The sequence below is a fragment of the Streptomyces sp. NBC_01723 genome (assembly GCF_036246005.1).
GTDB lineage: Bacteria > Actinomycetota > Actinomycetes > Streptomycetales > Streptomycetaceae > Streptomyces.
In genome coordinates this window covers 2,942,947-2,958,081 of record NZ_CP109171.1, presented here as the reverse complement: position 1 = coordinate 2,958,081, position 15,135 = coordinate 2,942,947, and the positions used below count along the sequence as shown (strand labels likewise).

Below are 15,135 nucleotides of genomic sequence, written 5' to 3'. Positions count from 1 at the left end.
CAGTCCGGCTCAGTCCGGCTCAGTCCGGCTCAGGGCGCGATGCCGTCGTACTGGAGCACCCAGTACGGCGGCTCGTGCAGCTTGCCGTTCCACTGCGAGACGATCAGCGTCAGCGAGTTCGGGCCGGCGCTGCCCGGGTGGATGTAACCGCCGTAGAGGAACGGGACCTGGGGCTTCCCCCAGTGGCTCGGGGGGAGCCGGTTGTCGCCGACGACCTGCGGCTTGGGCGCCGACCACACGGCGTCCGGACGCGATGCTGTGCGCGTGCAGATCGAGTAGTCGGTGACGTCGAAGTAGCTCATGCAGTAGGTGCCGCCGATCCGCTTGACGGAGAACTCCCCGATGTTGTTGCCCGACAGGATGACCGAGGGCGGGGCGGAGCGCGTCCACCGCCATCCGCCGTCCACGAAGGCCCAGTTCTCCTGCGCCCCGAAGTTCCCGGCGCGGAAGTCGTCGGGGCGGATGCGGAACAGCTGGATCGCGCCGCCGTCCGCGGTGTTGACGTGGGTGCCGTTCCAGCGCTTGGAGAAGATGTACAGCCAGCCGTCCGGGTCGATGCCCGCGAACGACCACATGCCGTACATCGACTGGTTCACGCCCTGGGTGTCGCCCGCCCAGTGGTACGGGTAGTCCTGCCACGTCACGCCGTGGTCGTCGGAGTAGGCGACGCCGGACATGAGCGAACCGTCGTACCCGGCGGGCGGCGTCCAGGTGGCCACGGAGGTGTACTGGATGTACGTGCGGCCGCCGAACTCGATGCAGTCGTTGGGGATGCGGCTGACCTCGAAGCCGTGCCCGTTGTCCCGGTCGTGGCCGTAGGCGAACAGCTGGCCCGCGCGGCCGGCGGTGGGCATGGCCCAGGTGAAGGAGATGGGGGTGGCGCCGGAGGCGTCGAAGCGGTCCTGGTTGAGCATCACCGGGGAGCCGATGTACTCCCCGGTCTGCTGGATGCCCCGCCAGGCGTCGCCGAAGACGTAGCCCCAGGTGCCGTCGTGTTCGCGGTAGTACGGGATGGCGAGGTCGCCGGAGCCCAGGCCCTGGGCGGCGGCGGAGTCCCCGGGTTGGTCGCACAGCGGGGTGCCCGCCTGGAGCACCCGGGCCGTGGCGCCGCGTGGCGCCGCGGCGGCCGGCGCGGTCGCTCCGGTGACGCCGAGGGCGCCCATGGCGAGCCCCATCCCGGCCTTGAGGGCGGTACGGCGGCTCGCGTCGCGGTGTGGGTTCGACTGTGCGGAGTCGGACATCGGCACTCCCCGTTCCGGCTGAATTAGAAATTCGCTCTAATTCCTAGCAGGATCCCGGTGGTGCCTACAGCCACTAATGAGACAAGGGTGGAGGCGAGGGCCGGGACATGGGTGGGTGACCGCTCAGCCCAGCAGCGCGGCGAGCCGCCGCCAGCCCTCCCTGGGAGTCCGCGTCATGTCGTCCTCCACCACCTGGAGGGCCACGTGGTCGGCGCCGGCGTCGAGGAAGGCGTCGATCCGGGCGCGGATCGTGGCCTCGTCGCCCCAGGCGAAGACGGCGTCGATCAGGCGGTCGCTGCCGCCGCCGGCGACGTCGTCGTCGGTGAAGCCCAGGTTGAGGAAGTTCTTCGTGTAGTTCGGCAGCTCCAGGTACCGGGCGAGGTAGGCGCGGGCCGTCGCGCGGGCGCGGGCCGGGTCGGAGTCGAGGACCACCTTGAACTCCGGGGCCAGCAGCGGGCCCTCGCCGAGCCGCTCGCGGGCCTGCGCGGTGTGCTCCGGGGTGACCAGGTACGGGATCGCGCCCGCGGCCCGGTCCCGGGAGAGGTCCAGCATCTTCGGGCCGAGCGCGGCCAGCACCCGGTGACCGGACGGCATCCCGGCCCGGTCCAGGCCGTCGAGGTAGTCGACCATCGTCGAGTACGGGCGGCTGTACTCCTTCACGCGCGGGCCGTGGCTCACGCCGAGGCCGAGCACGAAGCGGCCCGGGTGCGCCACCTCCAGCTCGGCGAAGCTCGCCGCCGTCTCGGCCACCTCGTGCTCCCAGATGCTCTGGATGCTGGTGCCGACGACGATCCGCGAGGTCGCCTCGATCAGCGGGGCGGCGTGCGCGGCGGAGGTGTTGCCGCCCAGCCACAGGGCGCCGTAGCCGAGTCGCTCCAACTCGGCGACGGCCTCGACGCGTTCACCGCCGCCCGCCGGGTCCTCGGCGCGCAGCTGCACGCTCCAGACGCCGTACCGTCCGACCGATTCCCGCAAAGAAGCCGTCGTGTCGCTCATCAGCCGCGATCCCTCCGAGAGGCGTTGTGATCGTCATGCGTACACCGCGTGCCAACCGGAGGGGGCGGGTCTTGATTCCCGGGGTGCCGCCGTACGGGTGTACGGGCCGGGCGTACGGGCTACTCGCCGAGGAAGCGCTCCAGGGCCTCCACGACGAGCCGGTGGTCGTCCACCTGCGGCAGCCCCGACACCGTCACGGAGCCGACCACGCCGACGTCGGCCACCGTGACCGGGAAGGAGCCGCCGTGCGCCGCGTACCGGTCGGGGTCGAGCCGAGAGGACTCCTCGAACGTCGTGCCCTTGGCCCGGAATCGGGAGCCGACCAGGTACGACGCCGAGCCGTACCGCTCCACCACCCGGCGCTTGCGCGCGATCCAGGCGTCGTTGTCGGGGGTCGAACCGGGCAGCGCGGCGTGGAAGAGCTGCTGTCCGGCGCGGTGGATGTCGACGGCGACGGGCGCCTGCCGCTCGCGGGCCAGTTCCACCAGCAGGGAGCCCAGCGCCCACGCGTCGTCGTGGGTGAACCGGCGGAAGACCAGGCGGCGTTCCTGCTCCTCCAGCTCCGCCACGGTCGGTACGGATGCCTCGGCGCTCACAGGGTCACCACCACTCCGTCGCGGGCGGACCGGCGGGCCGCCTCCAGTACGTCCAGGGCGGCGGCCGCCTCCCGGCCGTCCACCGGGTTCGGGCCGCCCTCCAGCAGGGCCTTCGCCACGGCCGCGTAGTAGGCCGGGTAGTCGCCGGGGACGGTCGGCGCCACGCTGCCGCCGCCGGTCACCGGGGACTCGCCGGAGCCCAGCCGGCCCCACAGTGCCTCGTCCTCCTCGCCCCAGCCGGGGCCGGGGCGGGCGCCCTCGCGCAGCGCCGCCTCCTGCGGGTCCAGGCCGTGCTTGACGTAGCCGGCCTTCGAGCCGAGCACCCGGAAACGGGGGCCGAGCTGGGCGGCGGTGGAGGAGACGTAGAGGTGGGAGCGGACGCCGCTCGCGTGGGTGAGGGCGATGAACGTGTCGTCGTCCGCCTCCGCGCCCGCGCGCCGGACGACGGACTCGGCGTATACCTGCGTGACCGGGCCGAACAGGACCAGGGCCTGGTCGACGACGTGGCTGCCGAGGTCGTACAGCAGGCCCCCGATCTCCGCCGGGTCGCCGGACTCGCGCCAGCCGCCCTTGGGCTTCGGCCGCCAGCGCTCGAAGCGCGACTCGAAGCGCCACACGTCGCCCAGGGCGTCCTCGGCGATCAGCTCGCGCAGGGTCAGGAAGTCGTTGTCCCAGCGGCGGTTCTGGAAGACGGAGAGCAGCAGGCCGCGCTCCTCGGCCAGCGCCGCCAGCTCGCGCGCCTCGGCCGCCGTGCCCGCGACCGGCTTGTCCACCACGACCGGCAGACCGGCCTTCAGGGCCGTCGTCGCGAGCGGCACGTGCGTCTTGTTCGGGGACGCGATGACGACGAGGTCCAGCTCGGCGGCCCGGTCGAACAGCTCGTCCGGGCTCGCCACGGTCCGTACGTCGGGGAACTCGGCGCGGGCCTGCCGCTGCCGCTCCGGGTTCGAGGTGACCACGGTGTCCAGGGTCAGGCCCTCGGTGGCGGCGATCAGCGGGGCGTGGAAGACGGAGCCCGCGAGGCCGTAGCCGACGAGGCCGATGCGCAACGGACCGCCGGGGGCGTGGGCGGGGGGAGTACCAGTCATGCCTCCCACTTTCGCAACGGTGTTGCCAAAGTGCAAGCGCCGGGGACAATGGGGGCGTGAACGGAGCGAACGGCGGAGGTACGGCGGCGGGCGGGGCCCTGGGTGGCGGCATGCGGGCCGGTTCCGGCGGGGCCAACCTGCTCGCCCTGCGCAGCCACAACACCGCCCTCGTCCTCGACCTGCTGCGCGGGGCCGGCCCGGAGGGCATCAGCCGGCTCGAACTCGCCGAGCGGACCGGGCTCACCCCGCAGGCGGTCAGCAAGATCACCGCCCGGCTGCGCGACCGGGGCCTGGCCGCCGAGGCCGGACGCCGCGCGTCCACGGGCGGCAAGCCGCGCACGGTGCTGCGCCTGGTGCCGGAGGCGGGCCACGCGGTCGGCGTCCACCTGGACCGGGACGAGCTGCGGGCGGTACTGGTCGACCTCGACGGAACGGTGGTGGGGGAGCGGCGTGCGCCGTTGGACCTCGGCGCGGGTGCGGAAGCCGTGGTGGAGGCGGTGGCCGGGGCGGCGCGGGAGCTGACCGCGGACACCCTGCGCCCGCCGGACGGCACCCTCGCCGCCGCGCCCACCCTCCTCGGCCTCGGCGTCGCCCTCCCCGGTCCGCTCGACCACGTCCGGGGCGTGCTGCACCGGGTCACCGGCTTCCCGGAGTGGGACGGCTTCCCCCTGCGGGACGCGCTGGAGCGGCGGCTGGGCGTGCCGGTCGTCGTCGACAAGGACACCAACGCGGCGGCGCTCGGTCTCACGGCAGGCGGTGCGGTCGGTGGGAGGGGCGGCGCGGTGGGCGGCGACGGCGGGTCCTTCGCCTACCTGCATCTCGGTACGGGGCTCGGTGCGGGCCTCGTCATCGGTGGCGGGGTGCACCGGGGCGCCCGGACCGGGGCCGGGGAGTTCGGGCACCAGGTCATCCAGCTGGACGGGCCGCCCTGCACCTGCGGCGCCCGCGGCTGCATAGAGGCCCTGTGCCTCGCCGCCGTCGGCCGCGGCGACCTCGCGGAGGCGGCCCGGGTGCTCGGCGCGGGTGCCGCGAACCTCGTCGGGCTGCTCGACATCGACCTGGTCCTGCTGGGCGGCCGTACCGTCGCCGCCGCACCCGGCGCCTTCGTCCAGGGGGTGGGCGCCGTCCTCGACGCCCGGGCCCGGCGCGAGGGCGGCCAGGAGGGTGCCGTACCGGTGCGGATCGCGCCCGGCGGGGTGCGCGGGGTCGCGGAGGGCGCGGCCCAGCTGCTGCTCGCGCCGCTGTTCGGGCGGGGGGACGGCGGCTGAGCCGGGTGCGCCGAACGGGCGCACCGCCGCCGCCGTTCGAGGGGCGTGCCCCGAACGGCGGTGCCGTGGGGCCGGATCCTCCGACACGCTCATGTGTTTATGCGACTGTTCACGCCCACGTCCCCCCGCCCGGTGGCGGCAGCCGCCCTGCTCGCCGCCTGCGCCGCCGCGTCCGCCGTCCTCGTGCCCGCCGTCCCCGCGCACGCGGAGTCCCCGGATCCCCTGCCCGCCTGTACCGCCCCGGACGACCACACCTTCCCGCTCACCACCCGCGTCCACGGCGGCCCCGACCGCTACGAACCCGGCGGGGGCTTCGGCGTGTGGTACCTGGACCTCACCAACACCACCTCCCGCACCTGCTCGGGCGTCCACCCGGTCGTCGTCCTCGTCGACAAGGAGGGCGCCCTGGAGCCGTCGCAGCCCCAACTGGAGTTCTACGACGGCGCCGACCCCCGTCCCGTCGGCTTCGAGAAGACCGACCGGGACGAACTGATCGGCGCGTTCGGCGAGGGCGAGGGCGAGAACGGGGTCGATGAGGGCGACGGCGCGGCCACCGACCGCTTCGCCGGCTTCACCGTCGCCGCCGGCAAGACCCTCACCGTGAAGCTGCGCCTCTCGCTGACCTCGGACACCGCCCCCGGCGAGGTCACCGCCAACGCGGCGGTCGTCCAGCGCCGGGGCGGCGACGGCGAGTGGATCGGCCAGTCGAACGACTACCGCTTCCGCATCGGGTCCGGCACCTCCGCCGAGGCGTCCCCCGACGCCGCCCCCGACAGGTCCGCCACCCCGGAGGACCGGAGCACCGGCACCCCCTCCGCCGACGAACTCGCCGGCACCGGACCCGGCCGGGTCGAGACGGCCCTGGCGGTCACCCTCCTCTTCTTCGCCGCCGGCGGCACGGCCGTTCTGCTGACCCGCGGACGCCGCCGCTGACACCCCGACCCCACCGACCCCACCGAACCCACCGTCCCCACGGCCCCACCGCCCCCACCCTCGTCTGCGACCATCCCTGCGTGGACTATCCGAACGACCAGGCCCCCGGCGCCCCCGTCCGCTCCGGGATCCCGGAGCACGGCCGCGTGCCGAAGTACTACGCCGTCAAGGCGCGGATCGACCGTCTGGTCGGCGAGCTGGGGGAGGGCAGCGCCATCCCCACCGAGCGGGACCTCTCCGAGCGGTACGAGGTCGCCCGCGAGACCGTGCGGCAGGCGCTGCGCGAGCTGGTCCTCGAGGGCAAGCTGCGCCGCCAGGGCCGCAACACCGTGGTCGCCGGCCCCAAGCTGGCGCAGCCGCTCTCCCTGGCCAGCTACACCGAGGGCGTCCGCCGCCAGGGACGTACGCCCGGCCGCGCGCTGGTCACCCTCGACCGCTTCCCCTGCCCCGACGCGCTCGCCGCCGAGACCGGCCTCACCCGCGGGGAGCCCGTCTGGCACCTGGAGCGCGTGCTGCTCGCCGACGACGAGCGAGTCGGCCTGGAGAGCACCTACCTCTCCGTGGCCCGGCTCCCCGACCTGGACAGCACCTTCGACCCGGACTCGTCCTTCTACGCCCACCTCGCCGGGCAGGGCATCGCCTTCGGCGACGCCGACGAACGCATCGAGACCGTGCTCGCCACCCCGCGCGAGGCGTTGCTCATCGGCACTCCGCCGGCCCTCCCGATGCTGCTCATCCACCGCGTCTCCCGGGACACGGAGGGGCGCCCGCTGGAGCGGGTCCGGACGCTCTACCGGGGCGACCGCTTCTCCTTCACGGCCCACCTGCGCGGCTGAAAACCACCACTCGCCCAGACCGCCGAAGCGTAACGAAAAGATAACGGGTCTAGCCCAAACGTGATGACCAGTTCACGCTCTCGTTGTCAGCCGGATTCCTCCGGTTCCCCCTTGGCAAGGAGCGTGGCCGTCGTGAGAGTGATAGTCGTCGGAGCCGGCGTGGTGGGCACCATGCACGCCTGGCACGCAGTGAACCGCGGCCATGAGGTCGTACAGATCGAGCGCGAGACGGAGGCCCGCGGCGCCTCGCTGCGCAATTTCGGCCAGATCTGGGTCAGTGGCCGCGCGGGCGGCGAGGAGCTGGAGACCGCGCTGCGGGCCCGGGAGCTGTGGGAGGAGATCGGCGCCCGGATCCCGGCGCTGGGCTTCCGCCCGAACGGCTCCCTCACCCCGGTCCGCGGCGACCTGGAACGCGCGGTCGCCGAGGCGGCCGTGGCCCGCCCGGACGCCGCCGCCCGGGGACACAAGCTGCTCACCGCCGGTGAGGCGCGCGCGCTGAACCCCGCCCTGCGCGGCGATTTCGACGCCGCGCTGTACTGCGAGCGGGACGCCGCCGTCGAACCCCGCACCGCCCAGCTCGCCCTGCGCGCCGAACTCCGCCGGTCCCCGAAGTACACCTTCCTGCCCGGCCGCGAGGTCCGCGACGTCATCGGCGAGAACGCCGTCCGCGACGACCACGGCGACACGCACACCGGCGACGCCGTCGTCCTGTGCACCGGCGCCTGGCTCGGCGGCCTGGTCCGCGAGCTGGCCGGGCCCGGCCTGCCCGTGCGGCGGGTCCGCCTCCAGATGATGCAGACCGACCCCCTCGGCGAACCCCTCACCACCTCGGTCGCCGACGCCGACAGCTTCCGCTACTACCCCGCCTACGGCTCGCCCGCCCGGGACGAGCTGAACGCGCGGCAGCCGCAGCCGGCCACGGCCGCGGAACACCGGATGCAGCTGCTGATGGTGCAGCGCGCCGACGGCGGACTGACCATCGGCGACACCCACGAGTACGAGCACCCCTTCGCCTTCGACACCGTCGAGGACCCCTACGACCACCTCACCGGCGTCGTCGAGTCCCTCCTCGGCCGGCCGCTGCCCAAGGTCCGCCGCCGGTGGGCCGGGGTGTACGCGCAGTGCACCGACACGAGCCGCGTCGTGCACCGGCAGCGGGTGCGCGACGGCGTGTGGCTGGTCACCGGGCCCGGCGGGCGCGGCATGACCTGCTCACCCGCGATAGCCGAAACCACCGCGAACGACCTGGGTTGGTGAACCCCCTCATGACCACTTCCACGACCACTTCCAGGGCCCCTTCCGTGACCGAGGACATCCGCCTCGTCGTCCTCGACATGGCCGGCACCACCGTCGCCGACGGCGGCCTCGTCGAGCGCGCCTTCGACGCCGCCGCCCGCGCACTGGGCGTCGAGCCCGGCACCCCGGACCACGCCGAGAAGCTCGACTACGTCCGCGCCACCATGGGCGAGTCCAAGATCTCCGTCTTCCGGCACCTGTTCGGCGACGAGAACCGCGCCCGGCACGCCAACACCACCTTCGAGAAGGCGTACGGCGAACTGGTCGACGGCGGCCTGATCGCCCCCGTCCCCGGCGCCCGCGAGGCCGTCGAGGAACTGACCGCCGACGGCCGTACCGTCGTCCTGACCACCGGCTTCGCCCGCGTCACCCAGGACGCCGTCCTCGACGCGCTGGGCTGGCACGACCTGGTGCCGCTCACCCTGTGCCCCGCCGACGCGGGCGGACGCGGACGGCCCTACCCGGACATGGTGCTGGAGGCGTTCCTGCGCACGAAGGCCGCCGACGCCGTACGCCAGGTCGCCGTCGTCGGCGACACCTCGTACGACGTGCTCAGCGGCGTACGGGCCGGCGCGGGGCTGGTCGCCGGGGTGCGCACCGGGGCCCACGGCGACGGCGCCTTCCGCGAGGCCGGCGCCGGACACGTCCTCGACTCGGTCACCGGCCTGCCCGCCCTCCTGCGGGGAGCGGACGGCGTATGAGCACCACCGGCAGCGGCATCCGCTTCGACTCGGTCACCGTCGCCTACGACGGCAACGTCGTCCTCGACGCCCTCGACCTCACCGTCGAACCCGGCGAGGTCATGGCGCTGCTCGGGCCGTCCGGATCCGGCAAGACCACCGCGCTGCGGGCGGTCGCCGGGTTCGTACGGCCCGCCTCGGGGCGGGTGTTCCTCGGCGACCGCGACGTCACCGGCCTGCCCCCGCACCGGCGCGGCATCGGCATGGTCGTCCAGCAGTACGCGCTCTTCCCGCACATGCGGGTCGAGGACAACGTCGCCTTCGGACTCCGCGCCCGCAGGGTCCCCCGGGCCGAGATCCGGGAACGGGTCGCCGAGGCGCTGGACATGACCGGCATGGGCGCCTACGCCCGCCGCCACCCCCGCGAGCTGTCCGGCGGCCAGCAGCAGCGCGTCGCCATCGCCCGCGCGCTCGCCATCCGGCCCGGCGTCCTGCTCCTCGACGAACCCCTCTCCGCGCTCGACGCCCAGCTCCGCTCCGGCATGCTCGCCGAACTGGCCCGCCTGCACCGCGAGCTGCCCGACGTGTCGATCCTCTACGTCACCCACGACCAGGTGGAGGCCCTGACCCTCGCCGACCGGATCGCGGTCATGGACAGGGCGAGGCTGCGCGCGTGCGGGACGCCGAGGGAGTTGTACCGGGCGCCGGCCGACGAGTTCACGGCGTCCTTCGTGGGCGGCGCGAACCTGCTGCCGGTGACCGTCGGAGCCGGGGGAGTGTCCTTCGGAGGTGCGGACATCAAGGTCGACACGGGGGGTGCCGCGCCTGGCGCGTCGGCCGTCCTGTGCGTGCGGCCGCATCTCGTCGGGCTCGGGGACGGCCCCAACCGGCTCACCGGGACGCTGGGGGAGATCCAGTGGCGGGGGGCGACGCACCGGCTCTTCGTCGACGTGGGTGGTCATCGGGTGATGGCGGACCTGCGTGAACTGAAGGCTCCGCCGGTGCACGGGGAGTCCGTAAGCCTGCATTTCGCACCCGAGGACGCGGTGTTGCTGCCCGCCGGGGTGGACCATGGCTGAGGTCGTCCGTAAGCCGCGGGCCGCCGTTGGCTGGTCGCGCCCCGGCGGCGGCAGCCGCGAACCGAGCACAGGCCCGCGCCCCTATGGAGCGCTCTTCTGGGCCCTGCCTCCCGTGGCTCTCCTGGCCCTCTTCTTCCTCTATCCGCTCGCCCTCGTCGTCCAGCAGTCCTTCCAGCCCGACAGCGGTGGGACCTCCCTCCAGCCGTACGCCGACGTGTTCGCCTCGTACGCGTTCCGGGAGGCGTTGTGGACCACCGTGTGGCTGGCGGCGGCCGCCACCGTCGGATGTCTGGTGCTCGGGTTCGTGCTCGCGCTGGTGATCGCGTTCGTGCCGTTTCCCGGGGCGCGGGCGGTGTCGCGGTTCATCGACGTCTTCCTGTCCTTCCCGTCCTTCCTGATCACGCTGGCCCTGCTGTTCGTCTACGGCTCCGTCGGCATGGCCAACGGGCTGTGGACGGACGCCACCGGGGCGTCCGAGGGACCCTTCCAGTTCCTCACCACGCCCTGGGGCGTGCTGCTCGCGGAGATCACGTACTTCACGCCGTTCGTGGTGCGCCCGCTGCTCGCCGCGTTCTCGCAGCTGGACACCGCCCAGCTGGAGGCGGCCAGTTCGCTGGGGGCCCGCGCGCCGCGCGTCATCCGCCGGATCGTCCTGCCCGAGGCGCTGCCCGCGCTCGCGGCCGGCGGCAGCCTCGTCCTGGTGCTGTGCCTCAACGAGTTCGGCATCGTGCTCTTCACCGGCGCCAAGGGCGTCACCACCCTGCCGACGCTCGTGTACGGCAAGGCCATGCTGGAGTCCGACTACCCGGGCGCCTGCGTGGTCGCCGTCGTCAACGTCCTGATCTCCGTGGGCCTGTACGGCCTCTACCGGGTGGTGAGCCGCCGTGCTGGTGCATAGCCGCAAGGCGAGGTGGGCCCTGTGGGCGGTCTTCCTCGTCCTCTTCCTGCCCCTCTTCGCCCTCCCCCTGCTCGTCGTCCTGGGCGCGTCCTTCGCCACCCACTGGTCCAGCGTCCTGCCGTCCGGCCTGACGACCGCCAACTACCGGGCGGCGACCCGTGGCGAGGCCCTCCAGGCCCTCACCACCAGCCTGGTCACCGCGCTCGTCGCGAGCCTGCTGGCGCTGGCCGCCAGCACCTGGGCCGCGCTCGCCGCCGCCGCGCTGCGGAAGAGCCACCGCAAGGTCATGGACGCCCTGTTCGTCCTGCCGGTGGCCGTGCCCTCCGTCGTGGTCGGCCTGGCGGTCCTGGTCGCCTTCTCCCAGCCGCCGTTCCTCCTCAACGGCACCCGCTGGATCGTGATCGTCGCCCACACCGTGCTCGTCACCGCCTTCGCCCACCAGTCCGTGTCCGCGGCGATCACCCGTCTCGACCCGGCGTACGAGCAGGCCGCCGCCTCCCTCGGCGCCTCCCCGGCGCGCGTCCTGCTGCGGGTGCGGCTGCCGCTGCTGCTGCCGTCCCTGACCGGCGCCGCCGGCCTCTGCTTCGCCCTGTCCATGGGCGAGCTGAGCGCCACGATGATGCTCTACCCGCCGGACTGGACCCCGCTGCCGGTCCTCGTCTACGCGGCCACCGACCGCGGCGCCCTGTTCACCGGCTCCGCCGTCGCCGTGGTCCTGATGGCGGCCACCCTGCTGGTGCTGCTCGCCGTCTCCCGCATCCGCACCAAGGCCGCCTACCGCTAGCCGACCGTCGTTCGCCCGTCCCTCTTCTCCGGTCTCCCCTCTCCCTTCTCCCGCAAGGAGTTCACCTCGCCATGCCCGGAAAGCCCCTCCTGCCGCTCGCCGCCGTCTGTCTCCTCGCCCTCCCCCTGACCGCCTGCGGCGGCAACTCCGCTGCCTCCGACGAGAACGTCGTCACCGTCTACAGCGCCGACGGCCTCAAGGGCGAGAACGGTGACGGCTGGTACGACCAGGTTTTCGAGGACTTCGAGAACGAGACCGGCATCAAGGTCGAGTACGTGGAGGGCGGCTCGGGCGAGATGGTCCAGCGCGCCACCCGCGAGAAGCGCAACGCGCAGGCCGACGTACTCGTCACCCTCCCGCCCTTCATCCAGCAGGCCGACAGCAAGGGCCTGCTCCAGAAGTACGCCCCCGAGGGGGTCGACCGGGTCAGCGGCGCCGACAAGGCGGCGAACGGCACCTGGACCGCCGTCGTCAACAACTACTTCGGCTTCGTCCACAACACCAAGGAGCTGAAGCAGGCCCCCGCCACCTGGGAGGACCTGCTCGACGGCAGGTACGAGAACAAGCTCCAGTACTCCACCCCCGGCGTCGCCGGCGACGGCACCGCCGTCCTCATCAAGGCCATGCACGACTTCGGCGGCGAGCGGCCCGCCATGGAGTACCTCAAGAAGCTCCAGGCCAACAACGTCGGCCCGTCCGCCTCCACCGGCAAGCTCGCCCCGAAGGTCGACAAGGGTGAGCTGCTGGCCGCCAACGGCGACGTGCAGATGAACTTCGCCCAGTCCAAGTCCATGCCCAACCTCGGCATCTGGTTCCCCGCCCGCGAAGGCGGCAAGCCCACCACGTTCGCCCTGCCGTACGCGGCCGGCCTGGTCTCCGACGCCCCGCACGGCGAGAACGGCAGGAAGCTCCTCGACCACATGCTCGGCCAGAAGGCCCAGCGGCAGGTCAGCGAGATCGGCGGCGGCTTCGCGGCCCGCCAGGACGTCAAGGCCACCGACGCCAACGCCGTCGAACTGGCCAAGCTGATGGACGGCGTCGAGATCTTCGAACCCGACTGGAACGACATCGAGGAGAACCTCACCTCGTACGTCGACGCGTGGAAGTCGGCCACCGGCAGCTGAGCCGTCCCGCGTCGGACCGGTCCTGATTAGGCTGTGGGGCGTCGGTACGCCGTGGTTCCGGCGCCCCCGCCCATGCCCCACCGCACGCCAGGAGTTCGTCGCAATGGCAGACCGCAAGCCCATCGAGTCGTGGCTCACCGACATGGACGGGGTCCTCATCCACGAGGGCGTGCCGATTCCCGGGGCCGACGCCTTCATCAAGAGGCTCCGGGAGTCCGGCAAGCCCTTCCTGGTCCTCACCAACAACTCGATCTACACCCCGCGCGACCTGCACGCCCGGCTGCGGCGGATGGGCCTGGAGGTGCCGATCGAGTCGATCTGGACGTCGGCGCTGGCCACCGCCCAGTTCCTGGACGACCAGCGGCCCGGAGGGTCGGCGTACGTCATCGGCGAGGCCGGTCTGACCACGGCCCTGCACGACATCGGCTACATCCTCACCGACCACGATCCCGACTACGTGGTCCTCGGCGAGACCCGCACGTACTCCTTCGAGGCCATGACCAAGGCGGTCCGGCTGATCAACGCCGGCGCCCGGTTCATCTGCACCAACCCCGACGAGACCGGCCCCTCCACCGAGGGTCCGCTCCCGGCGACGGGCGCGGTCGCCGCGCTGATCACCAAGGCGACCGGCAAGCAGCCCTACTTCGCCGGCAAGCCCAACCCGCTGATGATGCGCACCGGGCTCAACGCGATCGGCGCCCACTCCGAGACCAGCGCGATGATCGGCGACCGCATGGACACCGACGTGCTGGCCGGCATGGAGGCGGGCATGCAGACCTTCCTGGTCCTGACCGGCCTGACCCGGCCCGAGCAGGTCGAGCACTTCCCGTACCGCCCCTCCAAGGTGGTCGACTCCATCGCGGACCTCGTCGAACGGGTCTGACACGACCTTCGGCAAACCCGAGATCGCCCGGTGTAACCCGAACGGAGCAGCCCGACCCTCGCGCAGGATGCGGGGGCGGGCCCCGCGGGGGAGTCTCCAGACAACTGGAGGTACACGATGGGCTCACTGAAGGTCACTCTCTGTGCCGGAGCCGCCCTGGCGGCGGCGCTCGCACCGGTCGCGCCCGCCGCGTACGCGACCGACGGCGGGGGCGTCTCGGTGTCTCCGTCCTCGCCCGTGCCCGGCGGCGACGTCGAGCTGCGCGTGCCCGACTGCACCGAGAAGACGGCCGTCGCCGTGTCCGCGGCGTTCGTCTCCGAGGCACGGCTGACCGTGGCCGCGGAGGACGGCGTCCTCGTCGGCACCGGCACGGTCCGCTCCGGCATGGAGGCCGGCGTCTACGCCGTGCGGGTCACGTGCGGCGCCGACGCCCGCGAGGGCACCGTCAACGTCGAGCGCCGGCGCCCGGCCGCACCCGCCTCTCCCGTCGCCCCCGTCCACGCGGGCGGCGGCGGCAGCGCCCGGCTGGCCGCCGCCGACGGCGGTGACGAGGCCCGCCCCGAGCCCCCCGGCACCGCGCACACCGTGACCGGCCTGGTCCTCGCGGGCATCGCCGCCGTCGCCGTCGCGCTGCGCGGTGTCCGCAGCCGGAGCCGCGGGACGGACTGACCATGTCCGAACAGGACGCGCGAGGCACCACCGCCCCCGGCGGCCGCCTGGTGACCGGCATCGCCTGGACCGTGCTGCTCCTCGGGCTGTGGCTGTGGGGCCGCGAGGCCACCGACGTGCGCGAGGGCATATCCCGGCCCGCCACCGGCGACATGGCGGCGGCCGGCCGGCCCCCCGACGTACCGCTGCCGCCCGCCCACGCACCCCTCGACGACGCCCGCCCGCAGCGGCTCGACGTCCCCGGCCTCGACATCAGCGCCCCGGTCCTGCCCAGCGGACTCGACGCCCAGGGCGCCATCGAACCACCGCCGTTCGAGCGGGCGGGCTCCGTCGGCTGGTACGCGGCCGGGGTCACCCCGGGCGCGGCCGGGACGGCGCTGATGGTGGGCCACGTCGATACCGAGACCCGGCCCGCCGTCTTCTACGAGCTGAGCGCCCTGGAGCCCGGCGAGACGGTCCGGGTGGCCCGCGACGACGGCGGGACCGCCGAGTTCACCGTCGACGACGTCCAGGTCCTCACCCGCACCGGCTTCGACGCCCAGCAGGCCTACGGCCCCCGCACCACGGGCCGCGCCGAACTCCGCCTGATCACCTGCGGCGGCACCTTCGACCGCACCACCGACAGCTACACGGCCAACGTCATCGTCTCCGCCTACCTCACCGGAACCGGCTCCTAGCACAGGAACCGGTGCCCGGTCCCGGAACCGCTCGAGCGCCGGAGGCGTATGTCAGGATTGAGCCTCGCAACGCACCCAGGGGGGTTG

General features: G+C 73.4%; 16 protein-coding genes. 12 read left to right on the top strand and 4 right to left on the bottom strand.

The features are described 5' to 3' along the window. Positions 1-29: 29 nt before the first annotated feature. The 4 genes from OIE75_RS13740 to OIE75_RS13725 form a co-directional block, all read right to left on the bottom strand. Complete coding sequence (locus OIE75_RS13740; RefSeq protein WP_329471063.1) at positions 30-1,241, bottom strand: DUF4185 domain-containing protein; 1,212 nt, start codon at positions 1,239-1,241, stop codon at positions 30-32. Between the two features lie 123 nt (positions 1,242-1,364). After that, positions 1,365-2,237 (bottom strand): LLM class F420-dependent oxidoreductase, encoded by an 873-nt coding sequence (locus tag OIE75_RS13735; RefSeq protein ID WP_329471061.1) that lies wholly within the window; start codon positions 2,235-2,237, stop codon positions 1,365-1,367. Positions 2,238-2,356: 119 nt separating this feature from the next. Then, positions 2,357-2,833 (bottom strand): heme-degrading domain-containing protein, encoded by a 477-nt coding sequence (locus OIE75_RS13730; protein ID WP_307012400.1) that lies wholly within the window; start codon positions 2,831-2,833, stop codon positions 2,357-2,359. Further along, complete coding sequence (locus tag OIE75_RS13725) at positions 2,830-3,921, bottom strand: Gfo/Idh/MocA family oxidoreductase (protein WP_329471059.1); 1,092 nt, start codon at positions 3,919-3,921, stop codon at positions 2,830-2,832. The genes OIE75_RS13730 and OIE75_RS13725 overlap by 4 nt, the downstream gene beginning before the upstream one ends. A gap of 110 nt (positions 3,922-4,031) precedes the next feature. Here OIE75_RS13725 and OIE75_RS13720 point away from each other — a divergent pair, with 110 nt between their 5' ends. The 12 genes from OIE75_RS13720 (at position 4,032) to OIE75_RS13665 (ending at position 15,048) form a co-directional block, all read left to right on the top strand. Continuing rightward, a complete protein-coding gene (locus OIE75_RS13720) occupies positions 4,032-5,189 on the top strand; it encodes an ROK family transcriptional regulator (RefSeq protein ID WP_329473984.1) in 1,158 nt (385 codons plus the stop codon). A 99-nt stretch (positions 5,190-5,288) separates the two neighbouring features. Then, positions 5,289-6,122: a hypothetical protein gene (locus OIE75_RS13715; protein ID WP_329471058.1), complete on the top strand. Its 834-nt coding sequence runs from the start codon at positions 5,289-5,291 to the stop codon at positions 6,120-6,122. An 80-nt stretch (positions 6,123-6,202) separates the two neighbouring features. After that, on the top strand, positions 6,203-6,958 hold the full coding sequence (locus OIE75_RS13710; RefSeq protein ID WP_307012396.1) for a GntR family transcriptional regulator: 756 nt from the start codon (positions 6,203-6,205) through the stop codon (positions 6,956-6,958). A 132-nt stretch (positions 6,959-7,090) separates the two neighbouring features. Next, a complete protein-coding gene (locus OIE75_RS13705; protein WP_307012394.1) occupies positions 7,091-8,215 on the top strand; it encodes a TIGR03364 family FAD-dependent oxidoreductase in 1,125 nt (374 codons plus the stop codon). A gap of 8 nt (positions 8,216-8,223) precedes the next feature. Then, positions 8,224-8,955 carry an HAD family hydrolase gene (locus OIE75_RS13700; protein WP_329471057.1) on the top strand — a complete coding sequence of 244 codons (732 nt, stop codon included), beginning with the start codon at positions 8,224-8,226 and terminating at the stop codon, positions 8,953-8,955. Continuing rightward, positions 8,952-10,013 carry an ABC transporter ATP-binding protein gene (locus OIE75_RS13695; protein WP_329471056.1) on the top strand — a complete coding sequence of 354 codons (1,062 nt, stop codon included), beginning with the start codon at positions 8,952-8,954 and terminating at the stop codon, positions 10,011-10,013. The genes OIE75_RS13700 and OIE75_RS13695 overlap by 4 nt, the downstream gene beginning before the upstream one ends. Then, complete coding sequence (locus OIE75_RS13690; protein WP_307012389.1) at positions 10,006-10,911, top strand: 2-aminoethylphosphonate ABC transporter permease subunit; 906 nt, start codon at positions 10,006-10,008, stop codon at positions 10,909-10,911. Before OIE75_RS13695 ends, OIE75_RS13690 begins: the two co-directional genes overlap by 8 nt. Continuing rightward, entirely contained in the window at positions 10,898-11,695 is a 798-nt protein-coding gene (locus OIE75_RS13685; RefSeq protein WP_329471054.1) for an ABC transporter permease, read from the top strand. Before OIE75_RS13690 ends, OIE75_RS13685 begins: the two co-directional genes overlap by 14 nt. Before the next feature lie 71 nt (positions 11,696-11,766). After that, positions 11,767-12,819: a 2-aminoethylphosphonate ABC transporter substrate-binding protein gene (locus OIE75_RS13680; RefSeq protein ID WP_329471052.1), complete on the top strand. Its 1,053-nt coding sequence runs from the start codon at positions 11,767-11,769 to the stop codon at positions 12,817-12,819. A 103-nt stretch (positions 12,820-12,922) separates the two neighbouring features. Beyond that, a complete protein-coding gene (locus OIE75_RS13675) occupies positions 12,923-13,702 on the top strand; it encodes an HAD-IIA family hydrolase (RefSeq protein ID WP_125493642.1) in 780 nt (259 codons plus the stop codon). A 117-nt stretch (positions 13,703-13,819) separates the two neighbouring features. Next, a complete protein-coding gene (locus tag OIE75_RS13670; RefSeq protein ID WP_329471051.1) occupies positions 13,820-14,371 on the top strand; it encodes a hypothetical protein in 552 nt (183 codons plus the stop codon). Positions 14,372-14,373: 2 nt separating this feature from the next. Then, positions 14,374-15,048, top strand: a complete 675-nt coding sequence (locus OIE75_RS13665) for a class F sortase (RefSeq protein WP_307012380.1) — start codon at positions 14,374-14,376, stop codon at positions 15,046-15,048. Positions 15,049-15,135: the final 87 nt, after the last annotated feature.

Coding starts and splice junctions, on each gene's coding strand:
- OIE75_RS13740 (WP_329471063.1), bottom strand. CDS start 1,241: ATGTCCGACTCCGCACAGTCGAACCCACACCGCGACGCGAGCCGCCGT.
- OIE75_RS13735 (WP_329471061.1), bottom strand. CDS start 2,237: ATGAGCGACACGACGGCTTCTTTGCGGGAATCGGTCGGACGGTACGGC.
- OIE75_RS13725 (WP_329471059.1), bottom strand. CDS start 3,921: ATGACTGGTACTCCCCCCGCCCACGCCCCCGGCGGTCCGTTGCGCATC.
- OIE75_RS13720 (WP_329473984.1), top strand. CDS start 4,032: ATGCGGGCCGGTTCCGGCGGGGCCAACCTGCTCGCCCTGCGCAGCCAC.
- OIE75_RS13715 (WP_329471058.1), top strand. CDS start 5,289: ATGCGACTGTTCACGCCCACGTCCCCCCGCCCGGTGGCGGCAGCCGCC.
- OIE75_RS13700 (WP_329471057.1), top strand. CDS start 8,224: ATGACCACTTCCACGACCACTTCCAGGGCCCCTTCCGTGACCGAGGAC.
- OIE75_RS13695 (WP_329471056.1), top strand. CDS start 8,952: ATGAGCACCACCGGCAGCGGCATCCGCTTCGACTCGGTCACCGTCGCC.
- OIE75_RS13690 (WP_307012389.1), top strand. CDS start 10,006: ATGGCTGAGGTCGTCCGTAAGCCGCGGGCCGCCGTTGGCTGGTCGCGC.
- OIE75_RS13680 (WP_329471052.1), top strand. CDS start 11,767: ATGCCCGGAAAGCCCCTCCTGCCGCTCGCCGCCGTCTGTCTCCTCGCC.
- OIE75_RS13675 (WP_125493642.1), top strand. CDS start 12,923: ATGGCAGACCGCAAGCCCATCGAGTCGTGGCTCACCGACATGGACGGG.
- OIE75_RS13670 (WP_329471051.1), top strand. CDS start 13,820: ATGGGCTCACTGAAGGTCACTCTCTGTGCCGGAGCCGCCCTGGCGGCG.
- OIE75_RS13665 (WP_307012380.1), top strand. CDS start 14,374: ATGTCCGAACAGGACGCGCGAGGCACCACCGCCCCCGGCGGCCGCCTG.